Genomic DNA, 24284 nt, shown 5'->3' with positions numbered 1-24284 from the left:
TAGAAAACATGAGTATTATTGTCAATTATTAAAACATGACTCTAATCATCATATTTATACGATCATGGTTGGATGGCAAAAATGCAACAGGCCCCAATGCAAGAAGGCCCGGATCGCTCCGAGCCTTTTGGTTCTGGGATGGTTGCGCCGTCCTCGGGGATAGACGCTGTGTTCCGCCTGAAAAGCAGCAGCCTCCTCCCGGCACCTCGCTTTCGCTCGGCGCGTTCGTCACTGCAATCGATTCACAGGATCGATTGCTCCGGCTGCGCCGGACCGCTCCTCACCCCTCCCCGATCGCGATCAGGCTTGCGTTCCCTCCGGCCGCCGCGGTGTTGACCGAGATCACCTGTTCTTCGGCAAACCGCATCAGATAGGCAGGCCCGCCCGCCTTGAAGCCGGTGCCGGAAAGGCCGGAGCCGCCGAAGGGCTGGGTGCCGACCACCGCGCCGATCATGTTGCGGTTGACATAGACATTGCCGGTGTCGAGCGTTTCCGTCACCTTGCGGATGGTCGCCTCGATGCGGCTGTGGATGCCGAGCGTCAGGCCGTAGCCCGTCGCGTCGATCGCGGCGAGTACCTTGTCGAACTCCCTCGCCTTGAAGCGCACCACATGCAGAACCGGGCCGAACACTTCCTTGGTCAGCACGGCTGCGCTGTCGAGTTCGATGATGTGAGGCGCGAAGAAATTGCCGGTCTGCGGCACACCCCCGGCGTAACGTATCTTCTGCTTTTTCGCCCGCATGTCCGCGACGTGATCGGCCAGCATTTGTTTCTGGTTCTCGTCGATGATCGGCCCGACATCGGTATTCTGCTTTGCCGGATCATCGAGATTGAGCTCGGCTGCCGCCCCCTCGATCATCTTCAGCATGCCGTCGGCGACATCCTCCTGCAGAAAGAGCAGGCGCAGCGCCGAGCAGCGCTGGCCGGCCGAACGGAAGGCAGAAACGACCACGTCGTCCGCCACCTGTTCCGACAGCGCCGTCGCATCGACGATCATCGCGTTGATGCCGCCGGTCTCGGCGATCAGGGGCACGATCGGCCCGTCCTTGGCGGCCAGCGCCCGGTTGATCGCGTGCGCCGTCCTGGTCGAGCCCGTGAAGGCGATACCCGCGAGTTTTGGATGCGCCGTGATCGCCGCACCGACATCGGGTCCGCCCGGCACCAGCGCCAGCACCTCGGCCGGAACACCTGCCTGATGGAACAGCCGGATTGCCTCATGGGCGATCAGCGGCGTCTGCGGGGCGGGCTTGGCAACCACCGTATTGCCGGCCACCAGGGCCGCCGAGATCTGCCCGAGGAAGATCGCCAGCGGGAAATTCCACGGCGAAATGCAGCCGAACACGCCGCGGCCGCGCCAAAAATGGCGGTTGTCCTCGCCGGTCGGTCCCGGCATCGAGGTGGGCATCGCGAACAGCTCGCGGCCCTTGTCGGCGTAGTAGCGGCAGAAATCCACCGCCTCGCGGATTTCGGCGATCCCGTCGTCCAGCGTCTTGCCCGCCTCGGCGGCAAGCAGGGCCAGCAGCCGGTCGCGGTTTTCCTCCATCAGACCGGCGGCCCGCTCCAGGCACGCGGCGCGGATGTCCACCGGCTGGCGCGACCAGGCCCGGAAAGCCCTGGCCGCAGCCGCAAAAGCGGCATCCACATCGGCCGGCGTCGCATCGCGCACGGTGCCGACGATCTTCGAACGGTCGGAAGGAGACCGCACCGGCTTCTCCTCGGCCTTGGAGGTAATGCCCGCCACCAGCGGACCGGCCTTCACCTCGCCCCACGACTTGGAAACGCTCGCCATCAGCCGTTCGAGCTCGACCCGGTGGCCGAATTCGAAACCGGCGCTGTTCTTGCGGCGGCCGTAGATGTCGGAGGGAAGCGGGATCTGCTTGTGCCGGGCGCTGATCCCGTCATCGAGGCCGAGCCTCGTGGCCGGTCGTTCGAGCAGCTTTTCGACCGGAACTTGGCGGTCACCGGCAACCGCCACGAAGGAGGAGTTGGCGCCGTTTTCGAGAAGCCGGCGCACCAGATAGGCGAGCAGGTCGCGATAACCGCCGACCGGCGCATAGATGCGGCAGGCGATCCGGTCGTTGCTTTCGAGCAGGTCGTCGTAAAGCGCCTCGCCCATGCCGTGCAGCCGCTGGAACTCGAAGCCGGTGCGGTCGGGGCCGGCGAGTTCCAGAATGGTCGAGACGGTCAGCGCGTTGTGGGTGGCAAATTGCGGGAAGATCCGCGCCCGCTTGGCGAGAAGCTGCTGGGCGCAGGCGAGATAGGCAAGGTCCGTCGCCGGCTTGCGGGTCCAGACCGGATAATCCTCGATCCCCCGCTCCTGCGCCCGCTTCACCTCGGTGTCCCAATAGGCGCCCTTGACGAGCCGCACCATCATCCGCCGGCCATGCGTCGTGCAGAGCTGGTCGATGTAATCGATGACTGCCGGAGCCCGCTTCTGGTAGGCCTGGATCGCTAGGCCGAAGCCGTCCCAACCCGACAGCGACGGGTCGGAGAACACAGCGGCGATCACGTCCAGCGACAGTTCCAGCCGGTCGGCCTCTTCCGCATCGACGGTGAAATTGAGCTGATGTTCCTTCGCCATCCGGGCAAGGTCGAGGAGATCGGGCACCAGTTCCGCCATCACCCGGTCATGGTGGGTGGCGAGATAGCGCGGATGCAGCGCCGAGAGCTTGACCGAAATCCCCATCCGGTCGGGAAGCTGGCGGCCCTTGCCGTGCTTCTTCATATGCGCGCCGATCGACTGGATCGCGTCGGCATAGGAACGGAAATAGCGCTTGGCGTCTTCGGCGGTGCGGGCACCCTCGCCCAGCATGTCGAAGGAATGGCGATAGCCCTTCTCCTCGCTCTTGGCGGCACGGACAAGCGCGTCCTTCATCGTCTCGCCGAGCACGAAATGGTGGCCGAGGAAACGCATCGCCTGCTTGGTGGCGGTGCGCACGGTCGGGAGGCCGACGCGCTTGACGAGACCGCGCAGGATTCCCTCCGGCGTTTCGCCGGGGCCGATGACGCGCGCCGAAACGGCAAGCGCCCAGGCCGATGCCGACACGAACCAGCTGTCGCCGGAGGCCTCATGGGTGCTCCAGCCGCCCTCGCGCAGCTTGTCCTCGATCAGCCGGTCCTGGGTCAGCGCGTCGGGCACGCGCAGCAGCGCCTCGGCAAGCACCATCAGCGCCAGCCCCTCCCGGGTCGAAAGCCCGTATTCGCGCAAAAAATCCTCGACGCCGCCGACCTTGCCGGCCCCGTCGCGGATGGCATTGATCATCCGCCGCGCCCGCTGGTCGATCGCCGCGTCCTGCGCAGGCGTGAAGCTGGTGCGGGCGGCGAACTGCCGGACCAGCCGGTCGTCGTCGCCGGCATAGGGCGCACTGAAGGGAGTGAAGGTTTCGGTCAGAATCTGGCTCATATGCATCTCCGTTTCATTCTCTCCATAGCGGGAATTCCCTGGTGATTTCAGCGGATTTTTATGGCATTAATGGTGTATATCACTGCATTTTCTTGAAAATTAAGAGAAACATGAAAGACATCGACCGTCTCGACCGAAAAATCCTCCGCGCGCTTCAGAAAGAAGGGCGCCTGAGCAATCTCGAACTCGCCGACCGCGTCTCGCTTTCACCCACGGCGACCGCCGAGCGCGTCAAGCGGCTGACCCGCGAAGGATACATCACCGGTTATAGCGCTTTGCTGTCGCCGGAAAAGCTCGGTCGCAGTCTGCTCGTCTTCGTGCAGGTCAAGCTCGACCGCACCACGCCCGACGTTTTCGATGCATTCGCCGCCGCGGTAAAACGCAGCGACGACGTGATGGAGTGCCATATGGTGGCAGGCGGCTTCGACTATCTGGTGAAGGCACGGGTCGCCGGAATGGAGGCCTACCGGCAGTTTCTCTCGGAGGTGATTCTGCCGCTTCCAGGGGTCAGGGAAACCCACACCTATGCCGTCATGGAGGAAATTAAGGGAACCGGATATATCCCCGTATAAATCTTGACCCCGTAACTCCATGAATTCATGGAAATAAAGTGAGCCTGTATCGGAAAATGCATCGGTTTCCGCTGCAGCGCACGAAATTTCGCTGGCTATTCAAATCGATTTGTATATTTGTTAACGATCACATAAACCATCTGTCAGCCTCGCCCGCATGATCACTTTGGAACGGCAATCGATTCTGAACAGCGAGATTTCCGCCGCGGATACGCGAGTGGAAATATTTGCTGCTCTGAAACGCGTTGCCCACGAGTTCGGGTTTCGCCACATCACGCTTTTCGCCGCCACCAGAGCGGACGAGACGCTTTTGTCGCGGATGATCGTCGAGACGACGCTGCCCGTAAGCTATGTCCAGGAATTCGACCGCCGCCGCCTTTTGAAGCTCTGTCCGGTCGCGTCGATCATCTCGAAATCCGCTCTTCCCTATTGCTGGTCGATCGACGATCCGGAAAGCGTGCGCGGTTTCCCGGTTGCTGTCGAGATGGACGAATTGCAGCGCCGCTACGACATCATCACAAGCGTCGCGATGGCGTTGCATTCGATCGATGGCGGTCGTTTCATGCTGCGCTTCGACGGCGTCCGGCATCGGCTGAGCCAGGTGGAGCTCAACGAGATCGGCATGATCGTGCTGCATGCCTTCGATGTCTTCGACAAGATCCGCCGCAGTGCCAGAACCGGCTCAGCCGGCCCCCTCACCACCCGCGAACTGGAGGTCGTCCGCTGGACGGCGCAGGGCAAGACATCCTCGGAAATCGGGCGGATTCTTTCTCTCTCGGATCATACCGTTAACGCATATATGACCAATGCCATAAAGAAACTGGATTGCGTCAACCGCACCCAGTTGGTAGCTAAGGCATTGAGATTGAGACTCATAGTGTAAGGTTGGGGCGTTATCTCCCGGCCTATGGGAGAAAACGATTGACGTTTTGGGTCGAACACACCGAAAAACGCGTCAATACTCAATACCGCGAAGTGGGGCTTTCTGCAGACGAGGTGGTTGAACTCGCCTCGGCCTTCCGTTGCTACGGCTATTGGCGGATCGATCTGGACACCGGCCACTTCTTCGCGACGGAGGATGTCTGTCGCATCCTGGGACTGGAGCCGTCGGACGGTCCGATGAACATGGTCGCCATCACGGCCCGTATCCATCCCGACGATATGCCGCAACTGATGGAAACCTTCGAGCGCGCCAGCGGCGAACGCGTGACCTATCACAACATCTACCGTGTCAAAGCCGGTGCCGAGCACTACAAATACGTTCGCAGCGTCGGCAAGTTCCGCGACAAGCCGGGCACGAGCGGCGAGGTCGTCGGCATGACCTACGAGTTTTTTGCCGAGCGTCCTGGCGTGACGTTCTTTCTCGACGAACCGAGTCTCCCGAAAGACTGACCGGCGCCAGCCGGCTTACCGGTCGAGCACCGAGCGCAATTCCACCAGGTTCGAGCGGACCCGGAGCGTATAGAAACCCATCACCGCCAGGTGGCTCGGCATGATCCAGCCGTCCTCGCGGCCGTTGGAGATGATCGCCGGCTGAATGCGCAGCGCCGACTTGAACTGCGACAGCGTATCGGTCCAGAGCGGCCCGATATTGCGCTCGCGGATCACCTGGGAGAAATCCGCCCCGGCAGCCGTCAGCACGGCGTAATAGCCGTAGAGCTGGCCATAGGCGAACCAGAAGCGGTCGTCGGCGCGGGTGTCGAACCAGCCGGCATTGTAGTTCTCCGAGCGCTCCCGCAGGATCGCCGAGGTGCCGCCGAGATCGTTGGCGATCCGGTCGATGAACTGGATCAGGTTGTCGGCGCGGCTGTCGAAGGTTGCGTTGCAGGAGGTCAGATCGGCGTTGAAGGCCCGGAGCTTGCCGATCGCGGCGCGATAATAGCTCGGCGTCGGTGTCTTCGGTCCGAACGGGCTGAGGCCGAAATACCAGGAATATTCGTCGAACTGCAGGTTTCCGCGCGCATCCTGGAGATTGTTGTTGATGCTCGACGTACCGCGCACGCGCCCAAGCGAGTCGACGAGCTCCGTCGAGGTGCGCCGCACCGCCTGATTGACGCCGCGCTGGAACGAGGCCTTGTTGTCAAGGAATGGGGTGTGATCCCAGTCAATGCCGAAGAACCCCAGCCGGTAGAGCAGCATCGAGGAAATCCAGGCATTCTGATTGACGTTCATGTCGGTGAGATCGGCGGCCGCATCGACGATCGCCGAAGACTGGCATTGTCTCGCCCCGGTCGCCGGAGCTGTCGCATTGGCGCTTGCAGGAGCCGTTGTCGGCAATTCCTGGCCGGCCGGCACGGTGCGCTCCGACCAGCGGTAGCTATCGACGAAATTCGGATTGAAATTGGTCCAGACCTGCGTCTGCCAGAAGAAATAACCGTAGAGCCCGAGCATCAGCACCAGAAAGGCGAGGATAGGCCCCTTCACCATCCAGTGGCGCTGGCGGTACCACCCATGTGCGGCCATGAACGGCCAGACGAACCAGGCGATCAACAGCCCTATGCCTCGCCCGACGGCCTGGCCGATTCCTTGAAAGAAGGCGGTAATCCGGTCGAGCATCGCTGTCTCCTTGTGAGGCGGGGTGCATCCGATTTGGCTTGGCTCACACATATGTGCTCGGCGCCACAAGCACAACGGGGGCGCAACGTTTCGCCGCAACCGCCGAAACGGCCGCGTAGCCGATCCTCGGCAGCGTCCTATCGGGACCGGATGACCTTGAAGCCGAAAATAGTCGGCAGTCGAAAGCCGCCTGCTCTGCCACCGGCGTCGGCCGCCTCCCCCGCGGCCTCCGCGGGAAATCGTTCGGCAAACGCCTGATCGGCGCGATACCGCCGGCGGTCGAGGCCGTGCAATGTCAGCATGCCGTTCGAGAAGCGCTCGACCTCGGGGGCCAGATGCGGAAAAAGTTCGGGCTTCAGGCCGGCATCGCCCTGCCGGCTGGCATCGGCAACCATCCGGTAGAGGATGAGAAGGTTTTCCGTATCGGTAATCAGCTTGTGCAGAAGGATGTTGCAGGTCCCCACCCGGGCGTTAAGGCCGGCGACCAAATCCTGGAAGACCTTGATCGCGGGTTCGGTGTGGCCGACCACGTCCAGGCCGGTCATCGCGGTACCGTCCTCGCCGCGCAGCTTTTCGACGATCTCCGGTCGGTGGTCGATGAGCGTCACCAGATCGCCCTCGCTCTCCCTGCGCCGTCCAATCAGGAAGTCCCGCTCCGACTTGACCAGACCCGCGAGCCGATCGGCACGCCGGAGGAGTTCCGCCAGCCGGTTGAGCGGCGCGGGGCTGCGCCAGCGGGCCTGCTGGCGGCGGTGTTTGGCGGCCCGGGACATATAGCCGATCAGCGTTTCGAGCCGCGTCGGCAGGTCGCGATTGTCGAACTCCCGAGCAGAAACGTCGATCTCGGTGGCCAGGTCCGCAACCAGCCGGGCCATTGCCGCCTCGATCGTCTGCCGTTCCGGCATCTCGGCGGCGAGCCGTTCGGCCTCTTCGGCCAGGCTCTCTTCATCCGGCAGGATGAGACCTCTCGCCGTCTCGGCAAGCAGGATGCAGGCTGGACCCAGCGCGTCGCGCGTCGCGGTCAGCACACCGCCGATCCGCTCGATCTCGCTGTCGAAATTCTTAAGTGCCGCCACACGCATTCTCCCACCGTCGCGGCAGAAGATAACGTCGTCGCAGAATTATGCCACGCCGTCCCGGCCCTATTGCCAGGAAAAATCGGAAATCTGCAAATGCCGGTAGCGGTTATCGAAATCTGGAAAGGATTCCGGTGCGGCGGAACTTAAGTCTTCTGATCGGTCGTCTAGCCCGAATGCATCATTGACCGACTGCCGCCTCAGCGTAGAATCACCGCGGGTCGATCTATCGAGTGGGCTGGCGCATCTAGGGAGGATGCTATGCAGGAAGCTGATATGCAGAAAGTCGATGCACTTGTCGGTCGCCTGGTGGGCGATCTCGGCGCTGGCGTGTCCGGCGTTCTTGTCGTCCTTGGCGACCATCTCGGCCTGTTCCGGGCGATGATGGATGGACGGCCGCGATCGTCGATGGAACTGGCGGAAACGACGGGGCTTACCGAACGCAATGTACGCGAATGGCTCGCCGCCATGGCCGCGGCCGATTACATTTCCTATGATGAAGCCTCGAACAAGTTCGCCATGACGCCCGAGCAGGCGCTGGTTTTTGCCAATGAGGACAGCCCGGCCTTCTTCGGGGGCGCCTTCGAAATCGTGCAGTCGATGTGGATGGATGAGCCGAAGGTAGAAGAGGCCTTTCGCACGGGCCGCGGGCTCGGCTGGCATGAACACAGCAACTGCCTCTTCCGCGGCACAGAGCGCTTCTTCCGGCCCGGCTACAACAGTCATCTGGTCGATGAGTGGATTCCCGCCCTCCAGGGCGTGCGGGAAAAGCTGGAACGCGGGGCGGAAGTTGCCGACGTCGGCTGCGGTCATGGCGCCTCGACGATCCTCATGGCCAAGGCCTTTCCGAAATCGCATTTCCACGGGTTCGACTATCACGCCCCCTCCATCGAGCGCGCACAGCGTGCGGCGCAGGAGGCCGGTGTCGACGACCGGGTGACGTTCCGCCAGGCTTCGGCGAAGGAATTCCCAGCGGGCAACTACGATCTCGTCGCCATGTTCGACTGCCTGCACGATATGGGCGATCCGGTCGGAGCAGGCCGTCATATCCGCGAGACGATGGCGAAAGACGGTACCTGGATGATCGTCGAACCCTTCGCGCATGACGGCCTCAAGGACAATCTCAACCCGGTCGGGCGCGTTTATTACGGCGCCTCGGCCATGATCTGCACTCCCGCCTCCATGGCTCAGGAGGTGGGCCTTGGCCTTGGGGCGCAGGCTGGGGAGATGAAGCTTCGCAAGGTGGCGCTCGACGCCGGCTATTCGCACTTCCGTCGGGCGAGCGAAACGCCGTTCAACATGATCTTCGAAGTGCGAGCCTGAGCTGCTTCGGGCATACGCGTTTCCGGACGCACGTATCGGAGGCAGGCCCTGGCACCAGGATACCGGTGATGCCAGGGCTGCTTGCGCCTTCCGGCGAAACCAGGATCTCGGCCTGGGTGATCGGCGGCTCGGCCGGTCGGCCGTACAATTCACATGTGCCGCGGCGTCACGGGCACCTCCGGCCGCAGGTGGCATTTGCGGCATAACGCAGGAAAAAGTCCCGGAAAGGTCAGAGCCCGAGCCTGGCGATCTCGGCGTCGAGGCGGTCCTTCGCCTTTTTCGGCATCTTGGCACCCTTCACCGCGTCGAGATTGGCCGGCGTGTCGCCGACGACGATCACCGCGACCATGCCCATGCCGAAATGCGGCGTGCACTTGAAGACGTAGGCACCAGGCTTGTCGGCCGTGAAAGAAAATTCCTGGCTGATCTTGCCCTTGATTTCGGCAACCCCTTCAGGCACCAGGCCCGGCATCGAAACCACGTCATGCCCCTTGTCGACCGGCACGAACCTGATCGTGTCGCCCACCTGCACCTTTACCGCCGCGGGCTCGAACACCATGGCTTCGCCGTCGCTGCCCTTGTTGAGCATCTTCACCTCGATCTCGGCACTGAAGGCCGGCAGGGCGAACAGGGCGAGGCTGGTGGCAAGGGTAAAGGTTTTCGTGGTCTTGCGCATGCGAGAATACTCCTGCTGGGAACCACCGAGCCGTCGGTCCGGGGACGTTTCGGATGTGACACTTAGATATGTTCCCGGGCGCAGACTTTGACCAGCATCAATTTTCGCCTCATCGCCGCGGCTTTCCGTCCCACAGGGTGAACGGAGCTTTAAATTCCGAGCATCACTCGCAGCGCATCTGGTCTTCCCAGTGCCGCCGGCACAGCGAAACATATTTCTCGTTGCCGCCGACATCGACCTGGGCGCCTTCGCGCACCAGCTTGCCGTCGTCGTCGAGCCTAACCACCATGGTCGCCTTGCGGCCGCAATGGCAGATGGTGCGCACTTCGCGCAGCTCGTCGGCGATCGCCAGCAGTTCCAGCGAGCCGGGAAACAGCTTGCCCTGGAAATCGGTCCGTAACCCATAGGCCATGACGGGGATGCCGACCCGGTCGGAGATTCGCGCCAGCTGCCAGACCTGCTCGCGCGACAGGAACTGCGCCTCGTCGACGAACACGCAGGTAATCGGTTCTTCCCGATGCATCGCCTCTATCGCCGCATAGAGGTCGTCCGACGAGTTGAAGGGAATGGCCTCGGAAGAGAGCCCGATCCGCGAGGCAACGCGTCCCTGGCCGGCCCGGTCGTCGAGCGCGGCGGTGAAGATCGCCGTGCGCATGCCGCGCTCGCGGTAGTTATAGGAAGCCTGCAGGAGCATGGTCGACTTGCCGGCGTTCATGGTGGCGTAATGGAAATAGAGCTTGGCCATATCTGCCTTCTGATCGCGATCGGGATTTAAGAAAAGCGGGCTTTGCCGAAAACCACAGGAAACTGTAGACTGGGCAACGCTGGGCGAGAAAGTCACAAATGTCGCAAATGCACCCCATTCTCCGCCGCGAATGCGCGCGCTTGCCTCGTCTCAGCATATATTGATAATGGCGGGAACCAAAAAAACGGGAGCAGCCCATGCGCATGACTACCTCACTGAAGACCACGCTCGTCGCCGCCGCGTCGATCCTTTCGATCGTAGGCACTGCATCCGCCGCCGAGCCGGAAGCCTGCAAGACCGTCCGGATTTCGGATGTGGGCTGGACCGACCTGGCTTCGACCAACGCCTCCTTCATCCAGGTCCTCGAGGCGCTCGGCTACAAGGCCGACGTCAAGACGCTCGGCGTTCCGGTGACCTATTCTTCCATGAAGAACAAGGATATCGATCTCTTCCTCGGCAACTGGATGCCGGCGCAGAAAGAAGCGCTGCAGCCCTATCTCGACGACAAGTCGATCGAGAGCATCGCCGTCAACCTCGAAGGCGCCAAGTACACGCTCGGCACCAACGCCGCAGGCGCCAAGCTCGGCATCAAGGACTTCAAGGACATCGCCACCCACAAGAAGGAACTCGACGGCAAGATCTACGGCATCGAGCCGGGCAACGAAGGCAACGGCATGATCGTTTCGCTGATCGATGCCAACACCTTCGGCCTGAAAGGTTTCGAAGTCGTCGAATCCTCCGAGCAGGGCATGCTGACCCAGGTCACCCGCGCCGACAAGGACAAGAAGCCGGTCGTCTTCCTCGCCTGGGCGCCGCACCCGATGAACGTCGCCCATGAGATCACCTATCTCGCCGGCGGCGACGATACCGTCTTCGGCCCGAACTACGGCGGCGCGACGGTCTACACCGTGGCGCGCGGCGGTTTTGTCGCCCAATGCCCGAATCTCGGCAAGCTCCTCAAGAACGTGAAGTTCTCGCTCGACATGGAAAACACCATCATGGGCAAGATCCTCAACGACAGCGAGGATGCAAACCAAGCGGCCAAGACCTGGCTGAAGGCCAATCCGAAGGTCATCGAGCCCTGGCTTGCAGGCGTCACCACCTATGACGGTAAGGACGGTCTCGCTGCCGTCAAGAAGGCGCTCGGCCTCTAACAGTCCCGAAAATATTTCCGGGGCGGCGGATCGTCTGCCCCGGAGCCCGCCCTTTCTCTCCCTATGGACGGCAGTTTTCTCGTGGATTGGATCGCAAGCCATCGAATACCTATCGGTTTATGGGCAAAGGCAGTCGTTGACTGGTTGACGGCGAATGCCGACTGGTTCTTCGACTGGCTTTCCTCAGTTCTCCTGGGCGTGATCAACGGCCTTTTGTGGTGTCTGGCGACCCCGCATCCGCTGATCGTCATGGCCGCCATGACCGGGCTGTCCTGGTGGCTGCGCCGCTCCCTCGTGCTCGCGGCCTTTACCTTCTTCGGCCTGCTGCTGATCTTCAACCAGGGCTACTGGAAGGAGACGACGGAAACGCTGGCGCTGGTGCTCGCATCGACCGCCGTCAGCATGGTGGTCGGCGTGCCGCTCGGTATCGCCGCTGCCCGCCGTCAATGGTTCTACGAAGCCATGCGGCCGGTTCTCGACCTGATGCAGACGCTGCCGAGCTTCGTCTACCTCATCCCGGCGCTGATCCTCTTCGGCCTCGGCATGGTTCCGGGCCTGATCGCCACCGTAATCTTCGCAATCCCGGCACCGATCCGCCTAACCCGCCTCGGCATCGTCTCGACCCCGAGCTCGCTCCGGGAAGCGGCGGTCGCCTTCGGCGCCACGCCGTCGCAAATCCTGCGCAAGGTGGAACTGCCCTATGCCATGCCGCAGATCATGGCCGGCCTCACCCAGACGATCATGCTGTCGCTGTCGATGGTGGTCATCGCGGCGCTGGTCGGTGCCAACGGCCTCGGCGTGCCCGTGCTGCGAGCGCTGAACACCGTGAACGTCGCCCGCGGCTTCGATTCGGGCCTGTGCATCGTCATCCTGGCGATCATCCTCGACCGCATGTTCCGCACATCGACGGGAGACGGCCAATGACCGCCCAAACAACCAATTGCGTCGTTTTCGACAATGTCGACATCGTCTTTGGCGACAAGCCGGAACGGGCTCTGGCCATGGTCGACCAGGGCAAGACCCGCGACGAGATCAGTGCTGCGACAGGTATCGTCATGGGCGTCGCCAATGCGTCGCTCACCATTCACGAGGGCGAGATCCTCGTGTTGATGGGCCTGTCCGGCTCCGGCAAGTCGACCCTGCTGCGCGCGGTCAACGGGCTTGCCCCCGTCGTGCGCGGCAATGTCAGCGTCGCCACGTCCTCGGGTCCGGTCGATCCCTACAAGTCGAACCCCAAAGTGCTGCGGGATCTCCGCATGCACACGGTCTCGATGGTCTTCCAGCAGTTCGGCCTCCTCCCCTGGCGCACCGTCTCGGAAAATGTCGGCTTCGGCCTGGAGCTCGCCGGCGTTCCGGATGCCGAGCGAACCAAGCGGGTCAACGAACAGCTCGAACTGGTCAACCTGACGAAATGGGCGGACCGCAAGGTCGGTGAACTCTCGGGCGGCATGCAGCAGCGCGTCGGCCTTGCCCGCGCCTTTGCGACCGGCGCGCCGATCCTCCTGATGGACGAGCCGTTCTCGGCCCTCGATCCGCTGATCCGCACCCGCCTGCAGGACGAGCTTCTCGAATTCCAGCGGCGGCTGAAGAAGACCATCCTCTTCGTCAGCCACGATCTCGACGAAGCCTTCCGGATCGGCAATCGCATCGCCATCATGGAGGGCGGGCACATCATCCAGTGCGGCACACCCCAGGAAATCGTTCGCGACCCGGCCGACCAGTATGTCGCCGATTTCGTGCAGCACCTCAACCCGATCAGCATGCTGACCGCCGGCGACGTGATGCGCACCGGGGTAGGCCCTGTGGCCGGCGCCACGGCCGTCTCCGCCACCGCGCTGCCGACGACGCCGCTCGTCGACATCCTCGATGCGCTGTCGCGTCAGCCGGGCGCCATCGGGGTGGTCGATAACGGCGCGATCATCGGCAGCATTTCGTCCGATGACGTGATTGCCGGCCTGACCCGCCACCGCCGCCGCGACGCGGAATAAGCGGAGCCATCAAGTCACCTTTCGTTTCGCCGCGCGGGATGGTATGCCACGGCCGAATGCGGCCGCCCGCCGGCGGACGAACAGGAGATCGACGGAATTGGCCGACGAACAGCAGACCGACAGGCCGCAGGTGCTGCGCGATACCGATGACGAGGCGCGCCGGCTTGCCCGCACGCTGGTCCGTGGAGCGCGTTACATGGCCCTGGCGGTCCTTGATCCGGAGACCGGCTTCCCCTCCGCCAGCCGTGCGCTTACCGCCACCGATGTCGACGGCGTGCCGGTCATCCTCGTCTCGGGCCTCTCCGGCCATACGAAAGGCCTGGTCGCCGATCCGCGCTGCTCGCTTCTGGCCGGCGAGCCCGGCAAGGGCGATCCGCTCGCCCATCCGCGGATCACCGTCCAGTGCCTCGCCGAGGGTGTCGCCCGCGATACGCCCGAACATGCGCGCATACGCCAGCGTTTTCTGGATCGCCATCCCAAGGCCGAATTGTATGCAGATTTTGGTGATTTCCGCTTTTTCCGAATCACTCCGCAGGCAGCTTCCTTGAACGGAGGATTCGGCCGTGCATACATGCTAACCGGATCAGACTTGGTGATTCCCGAGCCGGGGATGACAGCGGAATGGCTGGACCTGCAAGAAAAATTAAAAAATATGACGGAGCAGGCTCAAAAAATTGCCGCTCGTCTCGGCACGGAAAACGGGAAAAACTGGCGCTTTGGAGGTGTTGACCGGGCCGGAATCGACCTTATCGCGGGAGATTTTCAACTCAGGCACGAATTCGAGGCGCTTGCGACGTCTCCTCAAGCCGTTCTTGATTATGTTTTTGAGATCGCTAAAATACGATAACGGGGTTACCTGAAATTTAGGGATATACAATCCCTTTTGCTCCTTGCTAATTTTCGACCATAGGACGATGGGCCGAATTTTGGAGCGGGGGACCGCTTTGGAATACGAGGGGAATTTAAAACGTATGGATACGATGGCACTCTCTGAGCACTCCAACGCAGCTGCAGGCCTGCTGTCTGCTATGGCCAACCCGAAACGGTTGATGATCCTGTGCTGCCTGGTGAAGGGCGAAGTGGCCGTGGGTGCGCTTGCGTCGCAAGTAGGCCTCAGCCAATCAGCACTGTCCCAGCACCTTTCCAAGCTGCGGGCCCAGAAGCTGGTAAAGACCCGCCGCGATGCGCAGACCATCTATTACTCCAGCTCGTCGGAAGCGGTCATCAAGGTCCTCGATACCTTGGAAGAGATCTACTGCACTCCGGCACAGAAGAAATCAGCAGCCGCGTAAGAATGACAGCGCTGACATGACGTCACGCTGCCCCGCCCCAGCCCCCGCCATGATGGTCGGGAGCTGGGGCATTTCCATGCGGGGCGGCCGATCCGGTATCCAGCCTGCAAACGCAGGTCTTGGCATCAAACTGTCAGTGCTCAGCCATGCGATGCAGCGTCGCGGTCACTTTCTGCCAATCGTAGGGTTTGGAAAAGAACACGCTGCGCTCGGGCAGATCGCCCTCACCCGGACGGACCTGCCCCGACACGATGATGATCTCGATCGGCGGCCAGCGGTCGCGCACGGCAGCCGCCAGCTTCATGCCGTTCATGCTGCCGGGCATGTCGATATCGGTGAAGACGATGCGGATATCGGCGCGCGTTTCCAGGATCGTCACCGCCTCGTCGGCGTCGGCTGCCTCGACCGCCTGGAACCCCGCTTCCTCCACCAGGTCTATTGCCATCATGCGCAAAAGAGGTTCGTCCTCGACCACGAGGACAGCCTGTTTTCTTAGCGGTGTGGATTGTCCCATCCGGTCAGTCCGTCTGTGCCAGCTGAAGGAGCGCAGCCGTCATCTCAGCGCTGAACCCCGGATGGTCATAACTGACGAGGACACCACCGGTTCCGATCAAACCCATGCGAATAAGCTTGGAGCCGAAACCCTGGCGCTCCGGCTCACGCGGAGGCGGCCCGCCGGTTTCCCTCCAGGAGAGATGGAAGATTGCGCCGTCTCCGGTACCATCGATGCGCCAATCGATCGCCACCCGCCCCGTATCGTTGGAGAGCGCCCCGTATTTCATCGCATTCGTCGTCAACTCGTGCAGGAGCAGGGAAAGGGAAAGCGAGCCTTTCGGCCCGAACCGCACGTTCGGGCCCTGTGCATCGATCCGGTCGCGAACGCCGATCCCATTCATCGTCCGGTCCACGACCGCATAGACCGAGGCGCTCGTCCAGTTCTGCTCGAACAGGATATCGTGGGCGGTGCTCAGCGCGTGCAGGCGCTTTTCGAACGCCTGCACAAGGTCCCGCTCCGCCACCGGCCGGAGCGTCTGGGTCGCGATCGCCTGCACCATTGACAGCGTGTTCTTGAGCCGGTGGCTCATCTCCCTGTTGAGCATCTGCTGCTCCAGCTCGGCCTGAACCCGCGCCATCGCGATCTGGATGCGGTTGCCGAAGCTGCGGACGAAGGAAATCTCCTCCTCGACCCAGGGGTAAGGCTGGTCGTGGTGAATGAAGGCGACGAGCCCGAAACGCCCGAGCTCGAAGATCGGCACGTTGACGAGCACGCGGATGCCGAGCGCCAGAAGCGCCGGCGCGTGGTCGCGGGTGCGCGGATCGGTGGCGACATCGGCGACGACAACGGCTTCGCCGCGTTTCAGGTCGTCGATGAACGAACCGTAGTCCCGGAAATGGTGCAATCCGGCAAGGCTCTTGACCCCGGGCGCGCACCATTCGGGCGGCACCATCACCGTCTCGTCGGCCGCGTTGACGATGCCGAAACCGGCGCGCGTCGCATCGAGTGCCTTGGCCATCAGGTCGCCGGCGGCGATCGCCATCGATTCCATGTCGCTGAGGTCGCGCAGCCGGTCGCCGACATCGAGCAGGGCCTGCACCCGGGCGGCTTCCCGTTTGGCAGCGGTCACGTCCCTGACCGTGCCGATCATCTTGACCGGGCGGCCCGCCTCGTCATGGCGGAAGCTGGCATTGCGGGCGATCCAGCGCAGCCCGTATCCCGGCACGCGAATGCGGTATTCGACGTCGAGTGGCGCACTCCCCTCCCGTCTGGTGGCATCGCTGGACTGCAGTTCCTTGTCCTGCGGCAGCACCATGTCTTCGACCACTCGGGTGGGATAGGTCTCGGCGATGGGCAGGTGGAAGATGCGGCAGAATTCCCGCGAGACGCGCATCATCGAGGAGGCGATGTCGATTTCGAACGTGCCGATCCTGCCTGCCTCCTGGGCCGCGAGGCTCGCATTGACGCTGGACCGGATATTGGCGCTGATCGACTTCTGGCGCCGGAACAGATCGTCCTTGCGCTGCGAGATGCGCCGCATTTCGAGAAGCGTGATGACCTGCCGGGCAAGCGCCTGAAGGGCTGCCTTCTGCCCCTCCTCCAGACCCTGCGGCCGCGGTTCGACATCGATGACGCAGAGTGTGCCGATGACCACCTCGTCGGGCGTGATCAACGGCGCGCCTGCATAAAAGCGGATATGCGGCTCGCCGGTGACGAGCGTATTGGCCCGGGTGCGCGGATCGAGCTGCAGGTCGGGAATGACAAGCACCTCGGAACTGCCGAGCGCATGGGCGCAGACCGACTGCTCGATCGGCGTATCGCATGCCTCGAACCCGACGCGCGCCTTGAACCACTGCCGGTCCCTCTCGACCAGGCTGACGAGCGCCACGGGTGTGCCGCAGAGCGTGGAAGCGACAAGCACGATATCGTCGAACTCCGGCTCCGGCTCGGTGTCCATGATGTTGTAGGCATCGAGTGCTTCCAGTCGCTCGATATGCATGTCTTCGTTGAGATCGGGATCGGCCAATGAGGGTCTCGAAATTGAAGTTTAACGCGATATTGGCAGCTTTCTCCAAAAGACCAGAGAGACGCAACCAAATTTCACAACCGGCGGAAACCGCTTTGAAATCTTGAGCCTTTGTTGGAAACCCGAGCGACCGGACCGCCCGTCCAGGAGCAATCGCGTCAACCGGCAAGGCCGGACCGGACCGTTTTCGCCAGGACGCAAGATTCGAGGCCGCCTTCGCTCCGAAGGCGGTTGACGCCCCCAATCCCGCTGATAATTTGACCATGCAGTCAAAACTTGGTGCAATGACGCCGACCGGGAAATGGCCACCCGAAGAAACCGAATGGCCATGGAGAATGTCATGTCCAACCGCCTGAATACCACGCCCAACGACCTGCGGGCGTTCTGGATGCCGTTTACGGCAAATCGCCAGTTCAAGCAGGAACCCCGCCTTTTCGTCGCCGCCAAGGATATGCATTACACGACCCATGACGGCCGCCAGGTGCTTGATGCCACCGCGGGCCTCTGGTGCGTCAATGCCGGCCACTGCCGTCCGAAGATTACCGAGGCAATCCGCGAACAGGCCGGCGAACTGGATTATGCGCCGGCTTTCCAGCTGGGCCATCCGAAAGCGTTCGAACTCGCCAACCGCCTCGTCGATATCGCTCCCGAAGGCATGAACCACGTCCTCTACACCAATTCCGGCTCGGAATCGGTCGAGACCGCGCTGAAGGTGGCGCTCGCCTACCACCGCGTGAAGGGCAACGGCTCGCGCTTCCGCCTGATCGGCCGCGAGCGCGGTTACCACGGCGTCAATTTCGGCGGCATCTCGGTCGGCGGCATCGTCTCCAACCGCAAGATGTTCGGCACGCTTTTGACCGGCGTCGACCACCTGCCGCACACCCACCTGCCGGGCAAGAACGCCTTCACCAAGGGCGAGCCGGAACATGGCGGCGATCTTGCCACCGAGCTTGAGCGCATCGTCACCCTGCATGACGCCTCGACCGTCGCCGCCGTCATCGTCGAGCCCGTGGCCGGCTCCACCGGCGTGCTGATCCCGCCGAAGGGCTATCTGCAGAAGCTGCGCGAGATCTGCACCAAGCACGGCATCCTGTTGATCTTCGACGAAGTCATCACCGGTTTCGGCCGCCTCGGCGCCCCGTTCGCGGCCCAGTATTTCGACGTCAAGCCGGACATCATCACCACAGCCAAGGGCCTCACCAACGGCGTGATCCCGATGGGCGCGGTGTTCGTCACCTCCGAGATCCACGACGCGTTCATGACCGGCCCGGAACACATGATCGAGTTCATGCACGGCTACACCTATTCCGGCAACCCGATCGCCTCGGCCGCCGGCCTTGCGACGCTCGAAACCTACAAGGAAGAAGGCCTGTTCGACCGCGCCCGCGACATCGCCCCCTACTGGGAGGAAGGCCTGCATTCGCTCAAAGACCTGCCGAATGTCATCGACATCAGAAACCTCGGCCTGATCGGCGCGATCGAACTCGACCCGATCGCCGGCGAACCCACCAAACGCGCCTTCACGGCCTTCCTGAAGGCCTATGAAAACGGCCTGCTGATCCGTACCACCGGCGACACCATCGCCATGTCCCCGCCGCTGATCGTCGAAAAGCACCACATCGACGAGATCTTCGGGAAACTGCGCGAAATCCTGACGAGCAATATCTGAGGCGAATGCCTCGATGCGGAAAAGGCGGCCTCCGGGCCGCTTTTTTTCGGAATTCGGTAGCAACTCCACCAGTTCCGACGCATTCCGTCGACAACAGGCATGCGCCGCCGGAGTCGTTGCTATGAAAACTCGGTCGCGTTCGCCAACACCTCGTTCAAACCGGCCAGAGAGGCTCGATATGCTGTCGGCGAGTTGCCTTTGACACGTTTGAATGCATTGCTGAAGGCGCTTTCGGACTTATATCCGAGCGACCGGGCGACGACCGCCACAGTCGTCCATTCCTCGCGCAAGGCGCGTTCGGCGAGGCGCATCCGCCACTCTGTGAGATAGGTCAACGGCGCGACACCCGCGACCGTTCTGAAGTGGAAAGCGAACGATGTTCGCGACATCGCGCATGCTTTCGCGAGTTCCTCCAGATGCCAGGCGCGCGCCGGATCGCCGTGCATCAGGCGGAGTGCGGGCGCAATTCGTGGTTCAGCCAGCGCCCTTAGCCAACCGGCAGGCATGAGGCTCGACGCGTTGAGATGGGAGCGCAGGATCTCGATGAAGAGCAACTGCGTCAACTGTGCCGACGCGAGCTGGGCGCCCGGCTGGCCGGCATCCCTTTCGTCAATGAGCCGATCAAGAAGCCACCGGAAGATCGCGGCCTGGGGCGATGCCGCCTTGGTGTGAATCCATGGCGGCAATATGTCTGCCAACAGTCCGCCGCGGACCGGATCGAGCAGAACATGTCCCCCGATATGCGCGAATTCATCGCCACTACCCAGTGTTGCCAACGTCCGGCCTGCACCGGAAAACAGGCTCATTGCATCGACGGGCGTCACACTTAGGTCGCTCGCGAGAACGAAGGTGCGAGGCCTTGCCAGAAGCCCCACGTCCCCCGTCTCAAAGAGAACCGGCTCCGGCTCGCCTTCGAGCGTCACCCAGCAACGTCCTTTCACCACGGCGAAGAACTTGATCTTGTCGCGCGCCGGGAAACGGATTGCCCAGGCGCCGCCAGCGGTGAAACCGCCCGTGAGAACGGCCTCCGCGTTCGTGAGTGTGAGCACATCGGAAAACGGGTCAACGATCATTTCCGTACTATCACGCAAGCAATGCGCACTTTCAAGCATTCACAGTGCGAAAACCGTTCACTACCTTCAGATCATCAATCGCCGCAATCAAATGCGGTGAGAATTCAACATCCGTGAGGCATGACATGACCGACCTTGTACTCGTGACCGGTGGTACCGGCTTCATTGCGCAATATTGCATGCTGGCGCTGCTGAACGAGGGCTACCGGGTGCGCACGACAGTCCGTTCACTTGAGCGGGAGACGGAGGTACGCGAGCATCTCAGGTCCGGCGGCATGGATGCCGGCGATCGCCTGTCGTTCGTCGTTGCAAATCTCACAGAAGACCGCGGATGGCCGGAGGCGGTTTCCGGATGCACCTACGTCATGCACGGAGCCTCGCCCACGCCTTCAGGCGACCAGACCCGCGAAGAGGATTGGGTCGAGCCCGCTGTAAACGGAAACCTCAGGGTACTGAAGGCGGCGCGTGACGCCGGGATCAAGCGCGTCGTGCTGACATCGGCCTTTGGTGCGATCGGCGTCGGCCACAAGCCCGATTACCGCAGGCCATTCGACGAAACCGACTGGAGCGATCTGAACGGCGACGTGGCGCCCTACCAGAAGTCGAAAACCCTTGCAGAGCGTGCCGCCTGGGACTTCATCGCGCGGGAAGGTCACGGGCTGGAACTGGCGGCAGTCAACCCGGTCGCGGTCTACGGGCCGGTTCTGGGGGCCGATTATTCCCATTCCATCCGGTTGATCACCAACATGATGGACGGCCAGGCGGGATGCCTGAATGTCAACTCATGCGGCGTGGATGTACGGGACGTGGCGGATCTTCATCTTCGCGCCATGACCGATCCCGCCGCCAGCGGAGAGCGGTTTCTGGCGACCGTCGGCGAGAGCATGTGGATGATCGAAGTCGCCGAGCTTCTGCGGCAACGCTTTGGAAAAGCGGCCGAAAAAGTTTCGACGCAAGTGTGGTCCGACGAGCAGGTACGCATCGCTGGTGAAACGAATGCGCAACTCAAGGGAATCATACCGCTCCTCGGCTACGACATGAACGCGACAGGCAAGAAGGCAGAGAGCTTGTTGGGTTGGGCTCCCCGATCAAGGGAGGAGGCAATTGTTGCTTGCGCCGAGAGCCTCATACGGCTCGGTCTGCTCCGCACTTAGCGGTGGACGAGACCGGCACGAAAAGCATCGGCCGCTCGCCGGGGAAACCGGCGAACGACGATCTCGAAAAGCCAGGCTCAACCCTTGAAGAAGGCCAGCAGGTCAGCGTTGATCACGTCCGCATGCGTGGTTGCCATGCCGTGTGGAAAGCCTTCATAGATCTTCAGCGTGCCGTTCTTCAGCAGCTTGGCTGAGAGCGGCGCCGAGTCGGCGATCGGGACGATCTGGTCGTCGTCGCCATGCATGACCAGAACCGGCACGTCGATCGCCTTCAGGTCTTCGGTGAAGTCGGTTTCCGAAAACGCCTTGATGCAATCGTAGTGGGCCTTGGTGCCGCCCATCATGCCCTGCCGCCACCAATTGGCGATAACGCCTTCCGAGACGGTCGCGCCCGGACGGTTAAAGCCATAGAACGGGCCGGCCGGCACGTCGCGGAAGAACTGGGCGCGGTTGGCTGCGAGCGCTGCACGAAAACCGTCGAAGACCTCGATCGGCAGGCCGCCCGGATTGTTTTCCGTCTTCAGCATGATTGGCGGCACGGCGCCCATCAGCACGGCCTTGGCCACCCGCCCGCCGCCGCCATACTGGGCAACGTAGCGGGCAACTTCGCCGCCGCCGGTCGAATGGCCGACATGGATGGCATTTTTCAGGTCGAGATGCGCTGCAAGCGCTGCCACGTCGGCCGCATAGGTATCCATCTCGTTGCCGGTTTCGGTCTGGCTGGAGCGGCCATGGCCACGGCGGTCATGGGCGATGACGCGAAAACCCTGGTGCAGGAAAAACAGCATCTGGGCATCCCAGTCGTCGGCGGAGAGCGGCCAGCCGTGATGGAAGACGACCGGCTGGGCATCCTTCGACCCCCAGTCCTTGTAAAATATCTGCGTGCCGTCCTTGGTGGTGATGAAATTGCTGGTCATGGTTCTCTTGTCCTTTCGAAACTGATTTTTCAATGACTGCGAGATGAATGGCGGGCGCGGCAGTAAAAATAGGCCGGCCAGACATTCATAGTACCGGTGCGTGTCGTTCCTTTGAACCACACCCTTCGGATTATCGCGATCTCCATATCTCGATATTCATTATCGCGATAATTATCTTGATAACGATACCCTCAGATCTTGTCTACAAAAATATTTATCGCGATAACAAAATTATGCTATACGTCGCCCGCGAACCTGGACCAGCACCGGAGCAACCATGCCCGCCTCCCCCTTGCCGCCGCTCGACGAGCAGCTCTGCTTTTCGCTTTACACGGCCAATATTGCCGTCAATCGCGCCTACAAGCCGATGCTCGACGACATGGGCATCACCTATCCGCAATACCTCGTCATGAGCGTGCTCGGCGAACAGGACGGCTCGACGATCGGCATGATCGCCGACCGGCTGGGCCTGGAATCGAGCACCATCACCCCGCCCGTGAAGCGGCTTGAGCAGGCAGGTCTTCTGGAGCGCCGCCGCAGCAAGACCGACGAGCGCCAGGTGCATGTCTGGTTGACCGATGCCGGCCGCGCCCTCATCGCCAAGAGCAAATGCCTCGGCGACACGCTGATCGAACGATCTGGCATGACGCCCAAGGAATTTCAGGCCTTCAACCGCCAGGTCCGCACCTTTGTCAGCGACTTGGAGCACAAGGCCTAGTTTCGTCAGGATCGCGAAATCAGAGCGACTTCCGGCGTTTTTCGCGCAATCCTTGGCAAAAATCACAAAATCCACAGCCATTTTGTTATCTTCTTGCGGAATCCCGGTGGAATTCCTACAGAATTGGTTGCCGATCGTCGAAGGCCAAACATGGCTCGGCACGGTATCGACCGCATCGCCTTCCCGTCCTTGGCACGACCGCGCCCGGCGCGGCATCGAAGACGGAAGGCAGGGGATGCGGCGTTCACCGCGGGGCCGAAAGCCCCCACCCAAGGAGAGCAAAATGAACCTCAAGACGCTTCTGGGGGCAACCGCCCTCGCCTCGCTCGTTTTCGCGCCGCTCGCCCATGCCGAGATCGTCATCGGCCTGATCGCCCCGCTTACTGGCCCTGTCGCGGCCTATGGCGACCAGGTCAAGAACGGCGCCGAGACCGCCATCGCCGAAATCAACAAGAAAGGCGGCATTCTCGGTGAAAAGGTCGTGCTCAAGACCGCCGACGATGCCGCCGAACCCAAGCAGGGCGTTTCCGCCGCCAACCAGCTGGTCGGCGAAGGCATCCGCTTCGTGGTCGGCCCGGTGACGTCAGGCGTCGCCATGCCGGCTTCCGATGCGCTTGCCGAAAACGGCGTACTGATGGTCACCCCGACGGCGACCACGCCGGCACTCACCACCCGCGGCCTCACCAACGTGTTCCGCACCTGCGGCCGCGACGACCAGCAGGCCGTGGTCGCCGCCGACTACGTCCTGAAGAAGTTCAAGGACAAGAAAGTCGCGATCATCAACGACAAGGGCGCCTATGGCAAAGGCCTCGCCGACGCCTTCAAGGCGGCGCTGAATGCCGGCGGCGTCAAGGAAGTGCTCGACGACGCAGTCACCCCGGGCGACAAGGATTTCAGCGCGCTCACCACCCGCCTGAAGTCGCAGAATGTCGAAGTCATCTACTTCGGCGGTTACCATCCGGAAGGTGGCCTGCTCGCCCGCCAGCTCGCCGATCTCGGCGTCAAGGCGACGATCATCGGCGGCGACGGCCTGTCGAACAGCGAGTTCTGGAACATCGGCACCAAGGCTGCGGCCGGCACGGTCTTCACCAACGCATCGGATGCAACCAAGAACCCGGATTCCAAGGCTGCCGCCGAAGCGCTCGCCGCCCGCAAGATTCCCGCCGAAGCCTTCACGCTGAACGCCTATGCCGCCGTCGAAGTCATCAAGGCCGGCATCGAAAAGGCGAAGAGTGCCGAGGATCCGGAAGCAGTCGCCGCGGCGCTGAAGTCCGGCGAACCGATCGCAACCGCCATCGGCAAGCTCACCTATGGCAAGACCGGCGACCTCACCTCGCAGAGTTTTTCCCTGTTCAAATGGGAAGACGGCAAGATCGTCTCCGCCGAGTGACATCCCTTAAATCGCATCATCCGCGGGCGCCTTCGGGCGCCCGTTTGTTTTGGCCG

The 24284-nt window shown here is 62.2% G+C and carries 23 protein-coding genes; 14 read left to right on the top strand and 9 right to left on the bottom strand.

Annotated elements, in window-relative coordinates; translation table 11 throughout:
- Nucleotides 1-280: 280 nt before the first annotated feature.
- Nucleotides 281-3403 carry a bifunctional proline dehydrogenase/L-glutamate gamma-semialdehyde dehydrogenase PutA gene (gene putA / locus J2857_RS04780; protein ID WP_210008871.1) on the bottom strand — a complete coding sequence of 1041 codons (3123 nt, stop codon included), beginning with the start codon at nucleotides 3401-3403 and terminating at the stop codon, nucleotides 281-283.
- A gap of 110 nt (nucleotides 3404-3513) precedes the next feature.
- Between putA and J2857_RS04775 the strand changes: the two genes are divergently transcribed.
- From J2857_RS04775 to J2857_RS04765, 3 genes are all read left to right on the top strand, one after another.
- Nucleotides 3514-3975 carry an Lrp/AsnC ligand binding domain-containing protein gene (locus tag J2857_RS04775; protein WP_210010033.1) on the top strand — a complete coding sequence of 154 codons (462 nt, stop codon included), beginning with the start codon at nucleotides 3514-3516 and terminating at the stop codon, nucleotides 3973-3975.
- Nucleotides 3976-4132: 157 nt separating this feature from the next.
- On the top strand, nucleotides 4133-4858 hold the full coding sequence (locus tag J2857_RS04770; protein WP_210008870.1) for a helix-turn-helix transcriptional regulator: 726 nt from the start codon (nucleotides 4133-4135) through the stop codon (nucleotides 4856-4858).
- A gap of 38 nt (nucleotides 4859-4896) precedes the next feature.
- Nucleotides 4897-5367, top strand: a complete 471-nt coding sequence (locus J2857_RS04765; RefSeq protein WP_210008869.1) for a PAS domain-containing protein — start codon at nucleotides 4897-4899, stop codon at nucleotides 5365-5367.
- Between the two features lie 15 nt (nucleotides 5368-5382).
- Here the strand turns inward: J2857_RS04765 and J2857_RS04760 are convergent, their stop codons facing one another.
- The gene (locus J2857_RS04760) at nucleotides 5383-6531 is read right to left on the bottom strand and encodes a DUF2333 family protein (RefSeq protein ID WP_210008868.1); all 1149 of its coding nucleotides are present in this window, start codon (nucleotides 6529-6531) and stop codon (nucleotides 5383-5385) included.
- A 137-nt stretch (nucleotides 6532-6668) separates the two neighbouring features.
- Nucleotides 6669-7607: a hypothetical protein gene (locus tag J2857_RS04755; protein WP_210008867.1), complete on the bottom strand. Its 939-nt coding sequence runs from the start codon at nucleotides 7605-7607 to the stop codon at nucleotides 6669-6671.
- A gap of 261 nt (nucleotides 7608-7868) precedes the next feature.
- On the opposite strand from J2857_RS04755, the gene J2857_RS04750 reads away from it, so the two are divergent.
- On the top strand, nucleotides 7869-8930 hold the full coding sequence (locus J2857_RS04750; RefSeq protein WP_210008866.1) for a methyltransferase domain-containing protein: 1062 nt from the start codon (nucleotides 7869-7871) through the stop codon (nucleotides 8928-8930).
- A gap of 68 nt (nucleotides 8931-8998) precedes the next feature.
- Entirely contained in the window at nucleotides 8999-9136 is a 138-nt protein-coding gene (locus J2857_RS04745; RefSeq protein ID WP_210008865.1) for a hypothetical protein, read from the top strand.
- A 23-nt stretch (nucleotides 9137-9159) separates the two neighbouring features.
- On the opposite strand, the gene J2857_RS04740 is transcribed toward J2857_RS04745, so the two are convergent.
- A complete protein-coding gene (locus J2857_RS04740; protein ID WP_210008864.1) occupies nucleotides 9160-9606 on the bottom strand; it encodes a pseudoazurin in 447 nt (148 codons plus the stop codon).
- A 163-nt stretch (nucleotides 9607-9769) separates the two neighbouring features.
- Nucleotides 9770-10351: a thymidine kinase gene (locus J2857_RS04735; RefSeq protein ID WP_210008863.1), complete on the bottom strand. Its 582-nt coding sequence runs from the start codon at nucleotides 10349-10351 to the stop codon at nucleotides 9770-9772.
- A 197-nt stretch (nucleotides 10352-10548) separates the two neighbouring features.
- Here J2857_RS04735 and J2857_RS04730 point away from each other — a divergent pair, with 197 nt between their 5' ends.
- From J2857_RS04730 to J2857_RS04710, 5 genes are all read left to right on the top strand, one after another.
- Nucleotides 10549-11505: a choline ABC transporter substrate-binding protein gene (locus J2857_RS04730; protein ID WP_210008862.1), complete on the top strand. Its 957-nt coding sequence runs from the start codon at nucleotides 10549-10551 to the stop codon at nucleotides 11503-11505.
- Nucleotides 11506-11568: 63 nt separating this feature from the next.
- Entirely contained in the window at nucleotides 11569-12429 is an 861-nt protein-coding gene (gene choW, locus J2857_RS04725) for a choline ABC transporter permease subunit (RefSeq protein ID WP_245363013.1), read from the top strand.
- The gene (choV, locus tag J2857_RS04720) at nucleotides 12426-13493 is read left to right on the top strand and encodes a choline ABC transporter ATP-binding protein (RefSeq protein WP_210008860.1); all 1068 of its coding nucleotides are present in this window, start codon (nucleotides 12426-12428) and stop codon (nucleotides 13491-13493) included. Before choW ends, choV begins: the two co-directional genes overlap by 4 nt.
- A 97-nt stretch (nucleotides 13494-13590) precedes the next feature.
- A complete protein-coding gene (locus J2857_RS04715) occupies nucleotides 13591-14340 on the top strand; it encodes a HugZ family protein (RefSeq protein WP_245363012.1) in 750 nt (249 codons plus the stop codon).
- A gap of 124 nt (nucleotides 14341-14464) precedes the next feature.
- On the top strand, nucleotides 14465-14785 hold the full coding sequence (locus J2857_RS04710; protein WP_210008858.1) for an ArsR/SmtB family transcription factor: 321 nt from the start codon (nucleotides 14465-14467) through the stop codon (nucleotides 14783-14785).
- Nucleotides 14786-14918: 133 nt separating this feature from the next.
- Here J2857_RS04710 and J2857_RS04705 read toward each other — a convergent pair whose 3' ends face one another.
- Together J2857_RS04705 and J2857_RS04700 are read right to left on the bottom strand one after the other, a co-directional pair.
- Complete coding sequence (locus J2857_RS04705; protein ID WP_210008857.1) at nucleotides 14919-15299, bottom strand: response regulator; 381 nt, start codon at nucleotides 15297-15299, stop codon at nucleotides 14919-14921.
- Between the two features lie 4 nt (nucleotides 15300-15303).
- Nucleotides 15304-17307 (bottom strand): GAF domain-containing protein, encoded by a 2004-nt coding sequence (locus J2857_RS04700; RefSeq protein ID WP_210008856.1) that lies wholly within the window; start codon nucleotides 17305-17307, stop codon nucleotides 15304-15306.
- Between the two features lie 340 nt (nucleotides 17308-17647).
- On the opposite strand from J2857_RS04700, the gene J2857_RS04695 reads away from it, so the two are divergent.
- A complete protein-coding gene (locus tag J2857_RS04695) occupies nucleotides 17648-18976 on the top strand; it encodes an aspartate aminotransferase family protein (protein ID WP_037078034.1) in 1329 nt (442 codons plus the stop codon).
- A 119-nt stretch (nucleotides 18977-19095) separates the two neighbouring features.
- Here J2857_RS04695 and J2857_RS04690 read toward each other — a convergent pair whose 3' ends face one another.
- Nucleotides 19096-20049: an AraC family transcriptional regulator gene (locus J2857_RS04690; RefSeq protein ID WP_210008855.1), complete on the bottom strand. Its 954-nt coding sequence runs from the start codon at nucleotides 20047-20049 to the stop codon at nucleotides 19096-19098.
- 125 nt (nucleotides 20050-20174) lie between these two features.
- Here J2857_RS04690 and J2857_RS04685 point away from each other — a divergent pair, with 125 nt between their 5' ends.
- Nucleotides 20175-21203, top strand: coding sequence for an SDR family oxidoreductase (locus J2857_RS04685; RefSeq protein WP_210008854.1), 1029 nt, complete (start codon nucleotides 20175-20177; stop codon nucleotides 21201-21203).
- A gap of 77 nt (nucleotides 21204-21280) precedes the next feature.
- On the opposite strand, the gene J2857_RS04680 is transcribed toward J2857_RS04685, so the two are convergent.
- Complete coding sequence (locus J2857_RS04680; protein ID WP_210008853.1) at nucleotides 21281-22120, bottom strand: alpha/beta fold hydrolase; 840 nt, start codon at nucleotides 22118-22120, stop codon at nucleotides 21281-21283.
- Nucleotides 22121-22397: 277 nt separating this feature from the next.
- Here J2857_RS04680 and J2857_RS04675 point away from each other — a divergent pair, with 277 nt between their 5' ends.
- Complete coding sequence (locus tag J2857_RS04675) at nucleotides 22398-22838, top strand: MarR family winged helix-turn-helix transcriptional regulator (protein ID WP_210008852.1); 441 nt, start codon at nucleotides 22398-22400, stop codon at nucleotides 22836-22838.
- Between the two features lie 283 nt (nucleotides 22839-23121).
- Nucleotides 23122-24228 carry a branched-chain amino acid ABC transporter substrate-binding protein gene (locus J2857_RS04670; RefSeq protein ID WP_210008851.1) on the top strand — a complete coding sequence of 369 codons (1107 nt, stop codon included), beginning with the start codon at nucleotides 23122-23124 and terminating at the stop codon, nucleotides 24226-24228.
- Nucleotides 24229-24284: the final 56 nt, after the last annotated feature.

Source organism: Neorhizobium galegae, from assembly GCF_017877055.1.
Taxonomy (GTDB): domain Bacteria; phylum Pseudomonadota; class Alphaproteobacteria; order Rhizobiales; family Rhizobiaceae; genus Neorhizobium; species Neorhizobium galegae_D.
The sequence above is the reverse complement of the archived record's forward strand: the minus strand, read 5'-3'. Positions and strand labels throughout refer to the sequence as shown.

What these genes read in the sequence shown, in the direction of transcription:
- putA (WP_210008871.1), bottom strand. Translation starts at nt 3,403, where the DNA reads ATGAGCCAGATTCTGACCGAAACCTTCACTCCCTTCAGTGCGCCCTAT.
- J2857_RS04775 (WP_210010033.1), top strand. Translation starts at nt 3,514, where the DNA reads ATGAAAGACATCGACCGTCTCGACCGAAAAATCCTCCGCGCGCTTCAG.
- J2857_RS04770 (WP_210008870.1), top strand. Translation starts at nt 4,133, where the DNA reads ATGATCACTTTGGAACGGCAATCGATTCTGAACAGCGAGATTTCCGCC.
- J2857_RS04760 (WP_210008868.1), bottom strand. Translation starts at nt 6,531, where the DNA reads ATGCTCGACCGGATTACCGCCTTCTTTCAAGGAATCGGCCAGGCCGTC.
- J2857_RS04750 (WP_210008866.1), top strand. Translation starts at nt 7,869, where the DNA reads ATGCAGGAAGCTGATATGCAGAAAGTCGATGCACTTGTCGGTCGCCTG.
- J2857_RS04745 (WP_210008865.1), top strand. Translation starts at nt 8,999, where the DNA reads ATGCCAGGGCTGCTTGCGCCTTCCGGCGAAACCAGGATCTCGGCCTGG.
- J2857_RS04740 (WP_210008864.1), bottom strand. Translation starts at nt 9,606, where the DNA reads ATGCGCAAGACCACGAAAACCTTTACCCTTGCCACCAGCCTCGCCCTG.
- J2857_RS04735 (WP_210008863.1), bottom strand. Translation starts at nt 10,351, where the DNA reads ATGGCCAAGCTCTATTTCCATTACGCCACCATGAACGCCGGCAAGTCG.
- J2857_RS04730 (WP_210008862.1), top strand. Translation starts at nt 10,549, where the DNA reads ATGCGCATGACTACCTCACTGAAGACCACGCTCGTCGCCGCCGCGTCG.
- choW (WP_245363013.1), top strand. Translation starts at nt 11,569, where the DNA reads ATGGACGGCAGTTTTCTCGTGGATTGGATCGCAAGCCATCGAATACCT.
- choV (WP_210008860.1), top strand. Translation starts at nt 12,426, where the DNA reads ATGACCGCCCAAACAACCAATTGCGTCGTTTTCGACAATGTCGACATC.
- J2857_RS04710 (WP_210008858.1), top strand. Translation starts at nt 14,465, where the DNA reads ATGGATACGATGGCACTCTCTGAGCACTCCAACGCAGCTGCAGGCCTG.
- J2857_RS04705 (WP_210008857.1), bottom strand. Translation starts at nt 15,299, where the DNA reads ATGGGACAATCCACACCGCTAAGAAAACAGGCTGTCCTCGTGGTCGAG.
- J2857_RS04695 (WP_037078034.1), top strand. Translation starts at nt 17,648, where the DNA reads ATGTCCAACCGCCTGAATACCACGCCCAACGACCTGCGGGCGTTCTGG.
- J2857_RS04690 (WP_210008855.1), bottom strand. Translation starts at nt 20,049, where the DNA reads ATGATCGTTGACCCGTTTTCCGATGTGCTCACACTCACGAACGCGGAG.
- J2857_RS04685 (WP_210008854.1), top strand. Translation starts at nt 20,175, where the DNA reads ATGACCGACCTTGTACTCGTGACCGGTGGTACCGGCTTCATTGCGCAA.
- J2857_RS04680 (WP_210008853.1), bottom strand. Translation starts at nt 22,120, where the DNA reads ATGACCAGCAATTTCATCACCACCAAGGACGGCACGCAGATATTTTAC.
- J2857_RS04675 (WP_210008852.1), top strand. Translation starts at nt 22,398, where the DNA reads ATGCCCGCCTCCCCCTTGCCGCCGCTCGACGAGCAGCTCTGCTTTTCG.
- J2857_RS04670 (WP_210008851.1), top strand. Translation starts at nt 23,122, where the DNA reads ATGAACCTCAAGACGCTTCTGGGGGCAACCGCCCTCGCCTCGCTCGTT.